At 69.7% G+C, this 13,000-nt stretch carries 10 protein-coding genes; 1 reads left to right on the top strand and 9 read right to left on the bottom strand.

Annotation, left to right across the window (positions count from 1 at the left end):
* Positions 1 to 2: 2 nt before the first annotated feature.
* The 6 genes from FXO18_RS10135 to FXO18_RS10110 form a co-directional block, all read right to left on the bottom strand.
* Positions 3 to 818 carry an ABC transporter ATP-binding protein gene (locus FXO18_RS10135; protein ID WP_235900597.1) on the bottom strand — a complete coding sequence of 272 codons (816 nt, stop codon included), beginning with the start codon at positions 816 to 818 and terminating at the stop codon, positions 3 to 5.
* A complete protein-coding gene (locus FXO18_RS10130; protein WP_149360998.1) occupies positions 815 to 1,852 on the bottom strand; it encodes a FecCD family ABC transporter permease in 1,038 nt (345 codons plus the stop codon). Before FXO18_RS10130 ends, FXO18_RS10135 begins: the two co-directional genes overlap by 4 nt.
* Entirely contained in the window at positions 1,849 to 2,754 is a 906-nt protein-coding gene (locus tag FXO18_RS10125; RefSeq protein ID WP_149360997.1) for an ABC transporter substrate-binding protein, read from the bottom strand. Before FXO18_RS10125 ends, FXO18_RS10130 begins: the two co-directional genes overlap by 4 nt.
* A gap of 102 nt (positions 2,755 to 2,856) precedes the next feature.
* Positions 2,857 to 4,167: a DUF4185 domain-containing protein gene (locus tag FXO18_RS10120; RefSeq protein ID WP_235900596.1), complete on the bottom strand. Its 1,311-nt coding sequence runs from the start codon at positions 4,165 to 4,167 to the stop codon at positions 2,857 to 2,859.
* 174 nt (positions 4,168 to 4,341) lie between these two features.
* Positions 4,342 to 4,926 (bottom strand): type II toxin-antitoxin system PemK/MazF family toxin, encoded by a 585-nt coding sequence (locus FXO18_RS10115; protein WP_149360996.1) that lies wholly within the window; start codon positions 4,924 to 4,926, stop codon positions 4,342 to 4,344.
* 88 nt (positions 4,927 to 5,014) lie between these two features.
* Complete coding sequence (locus FXO18_RS10110; protein WP_149360995.1) at positions 5,015 to 7,396, bottom strand: lysylphosphatidylglycerol synthase transmembrane domain-containing protein; 2,382 nt, start codon at positions 7,394 to 7,396, stop codon at positions 5,015 to 5,017.
* A 265-nt stretch (positions 7,397 to 7,661) separates the two neighbouring features.
* On the opposite strand from FXO18_RS10110, the gene FXO18_RS10105 reads away from it, so the two are divergent.
* Positions 7,662 to 7,883 (top strand): hypothetical protein, encoded by a 222-nt coding sequence (locus FXO18_RS10105; RefSeq protein WP_149360994.1) that lies wholly within the window; start codon positions 7,662 to 7,664, stop codon positions 7,881 to 7,883.
* Between the two features lie 58 nt (positions 7,884 to 7,941).
* Here FXO18_RS10105 and nuoN read toward each other — a convergent pair whose 3' ends face one another.
* From nuoN to nuoL, 3 genes are read right to left on the bottom strand one after another with little or no spacing between them, the layout of a single operon-like run.
* Positions 7,942 to 9,561: an NADH-quinone oxidoreductase subunit NuoN gene (gene nuoN, locus FXO18_RS10100; RefSeq protein ID WP_149360993.1), complete on the bottom strand. Its 1,620-nt coding sequence runs from the start codon at positions 9,559 to 9,561 to the stop codon at positions 7,942 to 7,944.
* A complete protein-coding gene (locus tag FXO18_RS10095) occupies positions 9,561 to 11,084 on the bottom strand; it encodes an NADH-quinone oxidoreductase subunit M (protein ID WP_149360992.1) in 1,524 nt (507 codons plus the stop codon). The genes nuoN and FXO18_RS10095 overlap by 1 nt, the downstream gene beginning before the upstream one ends.
* Positions 11,081 to 13,000, bottom strand: coding sequence for an NADH-quinone oxidoreductase subunit L (gene nuoL, locus FXO18_RS10090; RefSeq protein ID WP_149360991.1), 1,920 nt, complete (start codon positions 12,998 to 13,000; stop codon positions 11,081 to 11,083). The genes FXO18_RS10095 and nuoL overlap by 4 nt, the downstream gene beginning before the upstream one ends.

Below are 13,000 nucleotides of genomic sequence, written 5' to 3'. Positions count from 1 at the left end.
GTCTACCGCACGGACCGCCGCCTCGTGCTCTCTGGCCGGATCGGTGCGACGACAGGTCCGGAAGGGCCGGGCAGGATCCGTACGGAGGCGCCGTAGTGCTCCTCGATGATCGGGGCCGTCAGGATCTCGCTGGGGCGGCCGGTGGCGGCAACGATCCCGCGGGCGAGCAGGACCATGCGGTCGGCGTACTGCGCGGCGATGGACAGGTCATGCATGGTGGAGACGACGGTGAGCCCGCGCTGGCGGCGCAGCTCGTCGACAAGCTCGAGCACATCCTGCTGGTGGCTGATGTCGAGTGCTGTGGTGGGCTCGTCGAGCAGCAGCAGCGGTGCATCCTGGGCGAGCGCGCGGGCGAGGAAAGCGCGCTGCCGCTCGCCACCGGAGAGCTGGTCGAGGCGGCGGTCGGCGAACGCTGCGAGATCCAGCATCGCGATGGCGTCCTCGGCAGCGGCCTGGTCGCGGGTGGTCTCGGCGCGCAGCAGCGGGATGTGCGGGGTGCGCCCGAGCAGCACGTAGTCCCGCACGAGCATGCCTGGCGGGATGATGGGGCTCTGCGCGACGGTAGCGATGAGGCGGGCCCGTTGCCGCGTGGAGAGTCCGGCCGCGAGTCGGCCATCGATGCGAACCTCGCCGCTATGACGAACCAGGCCGGTGATCACGCGCAGCAGCGTGGACTTGCCCGCGCCGTTGGGCCCGATGATCGTCACCCATTCGCCACGCTCGACGTCGAGGCTCACGCTGTGGAGGACCTCGCGCCCACCGAGGCGGGCGGTGGCCCCGGCGATGGACAGCATTGGCACGGTTCCCGGTGCGGTCATGGTCCGGTCCGCCTCGTCGCCCGCAGCACCAGCACGAAGAACGGTGCGCCAAGAAAGGCCGTCACCACACCGATGGGTACTTCGCGGGGCATGTCCACGGTGCGGGCAGCAAGGTCGGCGAGCACCAGGAAGGCCGCGCCGAGCAGCATCGACATCGGCAGGATCATGCGATAGGACGTGCCCAGCAGCATCCGAACCAGGTGGGGAACGATGATGCCGACGAACCCGATGAGCCCGGAGACCGACACCGCGGCGGCTGTTCCCAGCGACGCGGCGGCGAGCAGCGCGATCCGGACGAACCGGGGGTCGAGTCCCAGCCCGGCTGCCTCATCGTCGCCCACCGACAGGACATCGAGCGGGCGGGCGAGCAGCAGGATCACCACTGCGGAGATGATGGCGTAGGGCAGCAGCATCCGCACATCGCCCCAGGTGGCACCGCCGAGCCTGCCGAGCAGCCACGTATAGACCTGTCGGATCACCTCGACGTGGCGCTGCAGGACGTAGGTCTGCAGCGCGGTGAGGAATGCCGACACCGCGACGCCCGCGAGGATCAACGCTTCGGTCGAGCGGGCCCGTCCGCCTGCCGCGCCGAGCAAGTAGGTGGCGGTGACCGCACCGAGCGCTCCGGTGAACGCGGCGAGGGGAGCGGTCACGGGCAACCCTGCCGCCATGCTGGGCTGCAGCGCTATCACCACGGTCACCCCGAGCCCGGCCCCGGCGGCAACGCCAAGCAGGTAGGGCTCGGCGAGCGGATTGCGGAACACGCCCTGGTAGGCGGCCCCGGCGAGGGCCAGCATGGCGCCGACGAGCATGCCGAGAACGACACGGGGAAGCCGGATCCGGGTCACGATGGCGGCCTCGCGCTCGGTGAGCCCCGACTCGATGCCGACGCCAGGCAGGAGGTTCAGCACTTCCAGGGTGACGCCGCGCAATGGCAGGCCCGCCGCTCCCAGCGCGAGGCCCGAGATGCCCGCGATGGCAAGGACCACGATGCCTCCCGCGATCCACCAGGCGCGCCCGCGCTGCCGCCTCACTGGAGGGTGTCGGTGGCCCGCGCTACCTCGGCGACGAGATCCACGGTGCGCGGTCCCCACCGCGAGGCTATATCCGCGTCGAGCGGGAAGATCGCACCGTCACGGACCGCGGTGATGGTGCCCCACCCTGGCCGCGCCGCGACTGCTTCCGCATCCACCCCGAAGCCCGAGTTCATCAGGAAGATGACGTCGGGATCGGCGGCGACGATCGCTTCCGCCGAGAGCTGCGTGGACACGGATGCCTCGTCATCGGCGATGTTGCGCAGGCCCAGCTGCTCGAGCAGGGAACCGACAAGGCTGCCCGCCGTGTAGGTCCAGTAGGTGTCGTCGATCTCGATGTAGTAGGTCAGCGGCTCGTCGCGCTGCGGCGCATCCTCGATGAGCTTGCCGAGATCAGCGCGCATGCGCTCGACCAGGTCCCTGGCCTCGGGGGCATTGCCGGTGAGCGTGCCGAGGCCGGTGATCTGCTCGTACACGTTGTCGATGACGGTGGGATCATCGGGGGCGACGAAGGTCGTGATGCCGAGCGCACCGAGCTGGGGCACGATCTCGTCGCCGTACGCGGAGACGATCACGAGGTCAGGATCATACGATGCGATCGCCTCGATGTTGGGCGAGAATCCCGAGAGATCCGTGACCGGGGCGTCGGAGGGATAGTTGGAGTACTCATCGACGGCCACCACCTGGTCGCCCGCGTCGATGGCGAAGAGCATCTCGGTCACTGCGGGGGAGAGGGAGACGATGCGCTCGGGCTCCGACTCGACGGTCGTGCCGTCCACCGTCACGGGGAACGGCCCGCCGCCGCTCGCCTCGCTTGCATCGCCCTCGCCGGGCGCACTGGTGCCGCAGCCGACGAGCAGCAGGAGCGATCCTGCCGCTGCGACCATCCTCAAGGTTCTCATCGCGCGCCTTCCTCCCCGTTGCTCGATGGTGCGCGTCGCTGCGCGCGAGCCTCGATCAGCCTACCGGTGGGGGCGGGGCACCGCGTCTACCCGGTTTCGCGGCTACGAGCCCCACGACGGCGCCGGAGGGGGATCGGTGTTCAGCGTGGTGCGCATCAGCATCACGTTGTACTCCGACCACAGCGACACCGCGAAGTACAACTGGTCACCGCTCGACCAGGGGTGGATGTACGGGGCGTAGAGGCCGCCGGGGAATGCCTGCGCCGTCATGATGGCCTCGGGCGCGCTCCAGGGACCCTGCGGCTGGCTGGCCGTGCGGATCACCACGCTGCCCACATCATTGGTGTAGAGGGCGATGAACTTCCCGAGGTGCTCGTTCCACGCCACCGACATCTCGCTGACCGGCGCGGGGAACACGTTTGCGGCAGCGCCGGGATCCCCGCTCGTCCAGGCATCGCCATCCCAGTACTCGTACTCGGCGAGATCCAGGATGTCGGCCTCGGCCACGCGCGCCACCCGTGCCGCGCCGAACCGGCCCGACGGGGTGCCGAAGGTGTAGACGTAGCCGTCACGCTTCGCGTAGGCGGTCATCTGGAAGTTCTGGTTGCCCTCGATCAACTCGATTCCATCGAGATCGCCCTCGGTGTTCTCGCGGATAGTGGCGACATCGACCTCCCAGTTCTCCCCGTTGTCCTCGGAGACGGCGATCGCGGAGAAGTTGGTGGTCCACCGGCTCGGCGGGCCCCACTGCTTCACGGACATGAAGTTGATGTACTGCACGCCATCCACAGCGATGCCGGCCGTGGGGATGACAGTGAACTCCTCCGGCGCGAGGCCGAGCTTGTCGATGATCTGCTTCGCGAAGCCCGGCTTGTCGACCGTGACGGGCGAGCCGCCGTAGAGGTGGTCGTCCTCCTCCTCGGTGAGCGGATCCGGGATATCCAGTCCGTCGCCAAGGGCGGTGTCGGAGGTGCGCATCAAGGTGTTGTAGCGCCATTCCTGGTCCGGCTTGGAGCAGTCGCCGAAGGTGTCGCCGTAGGCGAAGAGCACCTGGCGCTCGGCTCCGGTCCCGCCGTTGTCCCACATGATGCCCAGATCGGTGCCAGAGATCGAGAAGCGCGACGACGTCTGGTTGGCGCTGCGGGGCCCGGTCAGCCACTGCACGAGCCGGGCAGGCGAGGCAATGCGGGCGCCGACGCGATCGCTCAGCGGCTCCACGCCTACCGGCCCGTCCGCAGTGATCGGCTTGCGCCCGAGCGGCGTTCCCATGACAGCGCGGTCCTCGTCGGACTCGATGTTCGCGCCGCCCGAGGAACCGCATGGCTCGGCCATCGCGCTCATCGGCGACACGGCCTGCAAGCCCGCTCCGATCGCTAGCGCCAGCCCCAGGGACACTGCCTTGCTCGTTCGCACACCTGCTCCTCATGTTCGCGCGCGCAAAAACGTTCTGCGCGAAAGCATGTGCGCCACAACGCGGCACTGCCCATCGAATGGACCGCACCGTCACCGAAGCGTGACTGCCTGGTTGCCGCGGCTCGATGCGGGGCCCGGTGCCGTGCTCAGCGCCGCGACACCGGGCGGCGCGGCCTAGGACCAGCCATGCTGCTCGCGCAGCACCGCCGCGACCGCATCGAACCGTCCCCGGCCGAGGATCGCGCCCTCCCGCCGGATCCCCTCCTCGGGCACATCGAGAACCCGGTCCAGCCGCACCCAGCTATCCCGGCCGCGCGAGTCCCACGCGCCACTGCCGATGGGCAGCCAGTCCCGGTCGCCGTCGTGATCCTGGCTCGACAGCATCAGGCCGAGCAGTGTCGCACCCTCTCGGCCCACCACGAGAACCGGGCGATCCTTGCCCTGGCTGGCATCCTCCTCGTACTCCACCCACGTCCACACGACCTCGCCCGGATCGGCATGCCCATCGAGCTCCGGCGCATAGGCCACCTGGCGGGCGCGCTCCCGCGTGGGCCGCGATCGGCGCGGCATGCTCGACGGGGACGGGGACGGGGACGCCGGGGCGGGGGCGGTTGGCCTCGCGGCTCGCGGCGGCGCAGGCGTGGTCGAGCGAGCAGTGCCATTCTTCTGCGCATTGAGCTGCTGCAGCAGCCGTGGCGCCTCCCGCACCACGGCACGACCGAGCTGGCGGACGACGGGGTTCTTCCAGAATCGACTCATGGCGGAAGAGTCTAGGCGGCGATCGATGGAGCGCGGGTCTGGCGGCGTGGCGGCCGGGGCGATTCCGAGCCAGCCCCCCGCCCCACCGTCACACCATCCCCTTCGCGGTGAGCCAGTGCATCGTCGGCCACCCCAGGAACACGGGAAGCCACGTGGTGAGCACCCGGTACAGCAGCACGGCGGGCACCGCTGTCGCCGCGGGCAGCCCGAAGGCGACCAGGCCACCGATGAGCACGGCTTCCACCGCGCCGACGCCGCCGGGGGTGGGCGCCGCCGAGGCGAGCGTGCCTCCGACCATCGTCACCACGGTCACGGTGACGAACGTCGTCCCGCCACCGAACGCCTCGACGCTCGCCCACAGGGCCAGCGCCATGCCGAGCGTGGTCATCGCGGAGCCGAGGAAGATGATCCCGAACCGCTGCGGGTCCCGCGCCAGGTCGCTCAGCTCCCCGGAGACATCACGCAATTGCGGCAGGATCTCCCGCCCGAGCCACCGCCGCAGCGCCGGTACCAGCATGGAGGTGCCGATGATGCCCAGAGCGGCACCGATGATCAAATAGATGATGGTGGGGTCCGGAACGATCTGCTGGATCTGCGCCGTGGTGCCCGCGACGACCGCGAAGAGCACGAGCAGCGAGACGTGGGTGATCACCTGCACGGACTGCTGCAAGGCCACCGCAGCGGTTGCCCGCACGCCGCCGAGGCCGCCCTTCTGCAGGAAACGGACGCTGAGCGCGAGGCCACCCACGCCTGCGGGCGTCGTGGTCGCGGCGAAGGTATTGGCTACTTGCATCACGGTGAGGCTGCGGAAGCTCACGAGTCCGTTCGCGCATGCCCATAGGGCCGCGGCCGCTCCCAGGTAGGTCAGCGCGGACACTCCGAGCCCGATCAGCGCCCAGCCCCAGTCGACCGAGCGGAGCTGCTCGTAGAACGTGGGCACCGCGCTGATGAAGGGATACGCGACATAGACCAGCGCGACGAGCAGCACGAGCTGGATGGCCTGGTTGCGCGTGAACCGGGTGACCTGCTCGGGCTTGATCTGGTCCGCGCCTGTTTGCCGCAGGATCTCCTCCCGCGCGCTGGCCATCGCGGCCGAGGCGTCGGGAACCGAGCGTCGTAGGCCGAACGGGATCGCGGTGCGTGTCAATCTCGATGATGCCGCCAGTACTTGCTGCGCACCCATCTCGGCGATCGCGCTGCGCACCGCTGCTTGCTGGCCTGCCAAAGCTGTGGTCGTGATGAGGAGCTGGGCGACGTCGGAGTAGAGCTGCTGCTCGGTCGCTCCGAATTCCGCCGCGCCGAATCCCCCGAACAACGCGCCGTCGCCATCCATGCGGATCTGCGAGGCGCGCAGGTCGCCGTGCGCGATCCGGTGCTCGTGGAGCAGGCGCAGCGAGCGCCATGCGCCCGCGATGGACTCCTCGCTCGTGCTCTGCTCGAGGGGGGTGCCGCGCATCCGTGTCCGCGAGTACAGCACCCAGCCACGATCGAGGGTGGCGACGACCAGCGGTCGCGAGCTCGCTAGTTCCAGGTCGTCGATGGCGATGCCCATCAGCGCGCGATGCTCCACCGCCCGCTGCAATGACGCATGCAGCGGCGCCGTCTCCTCCTCGCGGAACGAGAGCCACCGCCACACCTGGCGCAGGGCGCGGCTCGATCCCTGGTAGGGGCCGTACAGCTCGACGATCACTTCCTCTTCCAGGCCTGATCCCGTCGAGGAGAGCACCAGCGGGCCCGTTCCGGCCGGGCGCAGCACCGTGAACCGCGTCGTCGAGTGCCCGTGCCGGGCGAGCACCTTCGCTGCCGTCGCCAGCGGCACCTCCAGGGCGGGGGTGCCCACCAGCAGCACTGTCACCGCACCGACGGCCCAGCCCACAGCCAGTCCTAGCACCGTGCGCGCGGGCACCACTGTGCTCACGACGAGATGGATGGGGACGAACGCCAGCAGCAACGCCCACCACCAGCGGCGCCACAGCTTGGGCAGCCAGGGGCCAGCCACCGTCAGCACGGCTGCGAGGCCCGCGATCCAGCGCGAGTCGATGAGGAATTGCGAGAGGAAGGAGTTCAGCTCGAGCTCGGTGGCTCCCTCGAAGCTCAGTCGCGATGTCGTCAATCCCTGCGGAGTGATCGACAGCAGCAGTCCCGCGATGTTCCCTGCCAGGAAGTACGCCACCACGAGCTTCCACTGCATGCTCGCGAGCACACCGATGAGGATCGCGAACGGCAAAGCCAGGATGACCAGCCCATAGAGCAGGTACACCAGGTTCGCCTGCTCGGGCGACAGCACGCCGACGATGTTCGAGACCGATCGCTCGAGGTCGTGCCACTTGTTGCGGGTGATCTCGGATGCCGCGATGACCAGCGAGACGAGCACGATCGATGCGACCACCCGCACGATGTCGGTGGTCCGGCGGGAGCGCGGCTGCAGCAAGTTGCCCGCAACCGGGATCTCCCGACCCTTGACGCGCATCAGCTCGGCTCCTGCTCGTTCGTCGACCGCGGACACGGTTCACCCGTCAACATATCGCGCCGCCTCGGCCCTCCACGGACTAACCACGAGCGCTGGGCGAAATGCGTTGGTTTGGTGGAAGGTTCGTGATCCGCTGGGCGCTAGCCCTGAGGCGCCTCGATTGGTGCGGCCCCGATGTGATCATGCGCTGTGAGGTGAGACACAATAGACTGAGCGGGCGCGGTGCGGACGGTGCCGTGGCGCTTCGTGAGCAGAGGAGTCGATCATGCGGCGGAAGCTAGCTGTAGTGGCAGCATCGGTGATGATGGCGTCGGGCGTGTCGCTCGTGGCGGCGCCGGCGGCGTCGGCCCATCCCGGGGTGGGCTTCGAGGTCCACCAGACGCAGGAGCAGTGCTTGCAGAGCCTGTTCAACCATGTGGTGGCGGGGCAGTGGCGGATCAATTGCATCGGGTTCCTGCGGTCGCCGTACATCTTGTTCCACTACTGATCGCGGTTGGTCGGGGGTGGCGGGCGCAGGCCGGTCCGCCGCCCGCGAGCCTCGCGCGCTACCGCCAGAAGGTGGCGGCGTTCTCGGCGAGCACGAGCAGCGGCCCCGGCAGGATGCCGAGCGCGAGCGCTAGCGCTGCGGTGACCCCGACGACGGCGTAGAGCGCGGGCCGCGGCGCGATCTCGGCCAAGGGCGGGGCGACCGCGGTCGCGGTACGGCCTGGGCTTTCCCCGCTGTCGGCACCAGTCCGGGCAGCGGCATGATCCTCCTCGGACCCATGCTCGTCCCCGGCGAGGTTCTCCCCGGAGAGGTAGAGCACCGTGATGACGCGCAGGTAGAAGATCGCCGCGAGCGCGCTGGCGAGCACGCCGATCACGACGATACTGAGGTATCCGCTGGTCGCCGCGGCCTGGAAAACGGTCAGCTTGCCGATGAACCCACTGGTCAGCGGTATTCCGGCGAACGAGAGCAAGAAGATGGCGAGCGCTGCGGCGAGCAGTGGCGCGCGGCGGCCGAGGCCTGCCCATTGCGCGAGGGCAGTGGCGTCCCCGGTGTGGCGGCGCAGTAGCGCGAGCGTGGTGAACGCGCCGATGGTGCTCGCGCCGTAGGTGGCGAGATAGAACAGCGTGGCGGCGGTGCCCGCGGGGCTCGCGGCCAGGACTCCGGTGAGCAGGAATCCGGCATGGGCGATCGCCGAGTAGGCGAGCATGCGCTTGAGGTTGGTCTGGGTGATGGCAGCGAGCGTGCCGACGGCCATGGTGAGCGCGGCAACGGCCCAGAGCAGCGTGAGCCACTGATCGTGCAGGGCCGGCAGCGCGATGGTGGTCAGGCGCAGCAGCGCGACGAACGCGGCGACCTTGGTGGTGGCGGCCATGAATCCGGTGAGCGGGGTGGGGGCGCCCTGGTAGACGTCGGGGGTCCAGGAGTGGAAGGGCGCGGCGCTGATCTTGAACAGCAGGCCGACGGCGAGCAGCCCGGCGCCGATGAGCGCTAGCGCGCTGCTCTCGGTGGCCGCTAGGGACGCAGCGATCCCGGTGAGGTCGACCGTTCCGGCGTGCCCGTAGATCAGCGCGATGCCGTAGAGCAGGATCGCGGAGGAGAACGCGCCGAGCAGGAAGTACTTGACCGCGGCCTCGTGGGAGAGCAGCCGCTGGTGGCGGGCGAGCCCGCACATCACGTAGAGCGGCAGGGACAGGATCTCGAGGGCGAGGAACAGCGTGATCAGATCGCCCGCCGCGGGCAGGATCATCATGCCGCCGAGGCTGAACAGCAGCATGGGGAAGATTTCGGTGTGGCTGGCGGCCACGCGGTCCGCCGCGCGCTCGGCGGAGCTGCCGGGCACCGACGAGCCTTGCGGGGTGAAGGCATGCAGGCTACCGCCCGGGACGCGCTCGGCGAGGGCGGGCAGCGCGAGCGCGGCGAGAACGAGCAGTGTTCCTTGCGCGAACAGGGCGGGCCCGTCGATGTGGACGGAGCCGATGGCGGTGCTGGTGGACGTCTCGGCGAGCAGGACGGTGGCGAGCAGCGCGGACGCGAGCGCGGCGACGGCGAGCCCGAGCTGAGCGGCATAGCGGGTGGTCCGGGGCAGGAATGCCTCGAGGAGCACGCCGAGGATGGCGGCGCCGAGGATGATCAGCAGCGGGGCCAGCGCTGCGTAGTCGATGCTGGGTGCGTTCATCAACGCTCGCCTCCCGCTTCGAGCCCGGTCGGGGTGCTAGTGGTGTGGGCGACGGCCGGGGTGATGGCATCGAGCAGCGGTGCGGGGTAGGCGCCGAGCACGATGAGGGCGGCGAGCAGTGGCGCGATCGCTGCTGCCTCGCGGGGCCGCAGGTCGGGCAGGGTAGCGGTGTGGCTGGTGGTGGGGCCGGTCATGATGCGCTGGTAGGTCCACAGGACGTAGAGCGCGGCGAGCACGAGAGCGCCGGAGGCGAGGATCGCCGCCACTGGGTAGGGGCCGTAGGTGCCGATGAGCACGAGAAACTCCGAGACGAACGGGGCGAGGCCCGGCAGCGAGAGGGTGGCCAGCCCGGCGATGAGGAAACTGCCAGCGAGTAGTGGCGCGACCTTCTGCACGCCGCCGTAATCGGCGATGGCCCGGCTGCCGCGGCGGTGGATGAGGTATCCGGCGGCGAGCATCAGCGCGGCGGTAGCGAGGCCGTGGTTGACCATGTAGAGCGTGGCGCCGGCCTGGCTCTGGCTGGTCATCGCGAAGACGCCGAGGATGATGAACCCGAAGTGGGAGATCGAGGCGTAGGCGATGAGCCGGATGAGATCGGTCTGGGCGAGGGCGAGGATCGCGCCGTAGAGGATGCTGGTGACCGCGAGCCCGATGATGACGGGCGCGAAGGTGGCCGAGGCGTCGGGGAACAAGGTCAGGCAGTAGCGCAGCATCGCGAAGGTGCCGACCTTGTCGACGATGGCCATCATCATGATCGCAGCAGTGGGCGTGGCGTGCTTCGCGGCGTCGGGCAGCCAGGTGTGGAACGGCCACAAGGGTGCCTTGATGGCGAACGCGAGGAAGAATCCGAGGAACAGCAGGTTCGCGAGCGCGGGGTCGAGGTCGAGGGCTCCGGCCTCGACGGCGCGGGCGAGAGTGCGCAGGTCGAAGGTGGGCAGGCCCTGACGGGCTGCGGCGGCGTAGAGCCCGATGACCGCGGCGAGCATCACGAGCCCGCCGAAGAGGTTGTAGAGCAGGAACCGGCCCGCAGCGGTGGTGCGGGCGGCGCGCTCGTCGTCGCGCGTGGTGGCGCGGCCGCGCTGGGCGAGCAGGAAGTACAGCGGGATGAGCATGGCCTCGAACAGCACGTAGAACAGCAGCACGTCGAGCGCAACGAAGGCCGCGAGAGCCATCGCCTCGGTGGTGAGCAGCAGAGCGATGGTGGAGCGCGAGTGGCGGGCGGCGAGAACGAGCAGCGGGGCGAGGGCGGCGGTCAGGGCGATGAGCGCGAGGCTGATGCCGTCGAGCCCGAGCGTGTAGCGGGCGCCGAGGGCGGGGATCCACGGCTGCGACTCGACGAACTGGTAGCGGTCACCGGGGCTGGTCGCCTCGAACCCGGTGGCGACGACGATGACGATCGCGAGCGGGGCGAGCGAGGCGACGGCGGTGATGGTGCGCGCCCCCCAGCCTCGGCCGAGGATGAGCAATGCCGCTCCGGCGGCGGGGACGAGCCACAGCAGGGTCAGCCAGGGGATGGCGCTCATCGGGGGCCTCCGATCCAGAACGCGGCGAGGATGAGCGCGGAGCCGGCGAGCATCGCGAGCGCGTAGCTGCGCGCGTAGCCGGTCTGGGTGGCGCGCATCATCCGGCTGGCTGCGGCGGACAGGGAGCCGACGGCGATGACTGCGCGCCCTAGCTGGTTATCGGCGGCGGCGAGGCCTCGCGCGAGGTGCCGGCCGGGCCGCTCGAAGATGGTCTCGTTGATCGTGTCGCCGTGCAGGTCCCGGCGCGCGGCGCGGGTGAGCGGCGATACGTCGGCGGGCGCGGTGGTGGGCACGCCGCGGGCCGCGTGCTGCCGGTAGGCGATGAGCACACCGATCGCGACGGCGGCGAGCGCGAGCGTGGTGGTGGCCCAGATGGGGATGCGCGGCTCGGGGTGCTCGCTGCCGATGACGGGCTCGAGCCAGTGGGCGAAGCGATCGCCGAGGGCGAGGAACCCGCCCGCCGCGACGGAGCCGATGGCGAGGAGGATCATGGGTCCGGTCATGCTGGGCGACGCCTCGTGCGGATGCTGGTCCTCGGCCCAGCGGGCCTTCCCGAGGAACGTCATGAGCATCACCCGTGTCATGTAGTAGGCGGTCAGGGCCGCGCCGAGCAGCGTCACGCTGCCGAGGATGATGCCGCTAGCGCCCTCCGCGGCGAACGCGGCCTCGATGATCTTGTCCTTGGAGAAGAACCCGGCGAACGGTGGGACGCCGATGATCGCGAGGTAGCCCGCGCCGAACGTGAGGAACGTGATGGGCATGGCGGCCCGGAGCCCGCCGTAGCGGCGCATGTCGGTCTCGTCGTTCATCGCGTGCATCACTGATCCGGCGCCGAGGAACAGCCCGGCCTTGAAGAAGCCGTGGGTGATCAGGTGCATCAGGGCGAACGCGTAGCCGATGGGGCCGAGCCCGGCGGCGAGCATCATGTAGCCGATCTGGCTCATGGTGGACGCGGCGAGGACCTTCTTGATGTCGTCCTTCGCGCAGCCGATGATCGCCCCGAACAACAGCGTCACCGCGCCGACGATGACGATGGCATGCCCGGCGATCGGCGCGGGCTCGATCAGCGGCCCGGAGCGGATCACCAGGTACACCCCGGCGGTGACCATGGTGGCGGCGTGTATCAGCGCGGAGACGGGGGTGGGGCCCTCCATCGCGTCGCCCAGCCAGGCTTGCAGCGGCACCTGCGCGGACTTGCCGCACGCGGCGAGCAGCAGCAGCAACCCGATCGCGGTGAGCGTGCTCGTCCCGGCCTCGGGGGCGGTGGCGAACACGACGTCGAAGGCGAGGCTGCCGAAGGTGGCGATGAGGATCATCATGGCGATGGCCAGCCCGGTGTCACCGACGCGGTTGATGATGAAGGCCTTCTTCGCGGCTGTGGCGGCGGTGGGCTTGTGCGCCCAGAAGCCGATGAGCAGGTAGGAGGCGAGGCCGACGCCTTCCCACCCCAGGTAGAGGCCGAGGTAGTTGTCGGCGAGGACGAGCATCAGCATTGCCGCGAGGAAGAGGTTCAGGTAGGCGAAGAAGCGGCGGCGGGCGGGATCGTCGCGCATGTAGCCGAGCGAGTAGATGTGGATGAGCGAGCCGACGCCGGTGATGAGCAGCGCGAAGCTCATCGATAGGGGATCGAGCAGCAGGCCCATGCCGATGCGCAGGTCCGCGACGGGAACCCAGGTGAACACGGTGTGGGTGATCGTGCGATCCTCGGCGGCGCGGCCGAGCAGCTCGATGAGCAGCACCAGCGCCACCGCGAACGAGGAGATCGCGGCAGCGCAGGCCAGAGCCGGGCCCCACCCGGCTTGCCGCTCCTCAGTGGAGGCCGCCCCAGTGGAGACGGCAGGGGCGAGCAGCAGGATGGCAGCACCCAGCAGCGGCAGCAGCGGCAGCGCAGTGAGCAGCGCGGGGCCCAGGGTCAT

The organism is Lolliginicoccus suaedae (assembly GCF_008312885.1).
Classification (GTDB): Bacteria; Actinomycetota; Actinomycetes; order Mycobacteriales; family Mycobacteriaceae; genus Lolliginicoccus; species Lolliginicoccus suaedae.
This window is presented reverse-complemented; position numbering and strand designations above follow the sequence as displayed.

Excerpts from the sequence above, each read along its gene's own strand:
- FXO18_RS10135 (WP_235900597.1), bottom strand. The coding sequence starts at position 818 with ATGACCGCACCGGGAACCGTGCCAATGCTGTCCATCGCCGGGGCCACC.
- FXO18_RS10125 (WP_149360997.1), bottom strand. The coding sequence starts at position 2,754 with ATGAGAACCTTGAGGATGGTCGCAGCGGCAGGATCGCTCCTGCTGCTC.
- FXO18_RS10115 (WP_149360996.1), bottom strand. The coding sequence starts at position 4,926 with ATGAGTCGATTCTGGAAGAACCCCGTCGTCCGCCAGCTCGGTCGTGCC.
- FXO18_RS10110 (WP_149360995.1), bottom strand. The coding sequence starts at position 7,396 with ATGCGCGTCAAGGGTCGGGAGATCCCGGTTGCGGGCAACTTGCTGCAG.
- FXO18_RS10105 (WP_149360994.1), top strand. The coding sequence starts at position 7,662 with ATGCGGCGGAAGCTAGCTGTAGTGGCAGCATCGGTGATGATGGCGTCG.
- nuoN (WP_149360993.1), bottom strand. The coding sequence starts at position 9,561 with ATGAACGCACCCAGCATCGACTACGCAGCGCTGGCCCCGCTGCTGATC.
- FXO18_RS10095 (WP_149360992.1), bottom strand. The coding sequence starts at position 11,084 with ATGAGCGCCATCCCCTGGCTGACCCTGCTGTGGCTCGTCCCCGCCGCC.
- nuoL (WP_149360991.1), bottom strand. The coding sequence starts at position 13,000 with ATGACCCTGGGCCCCGCGCTGCTCACTGCGCTGCCGCTGCTGCCGCTG.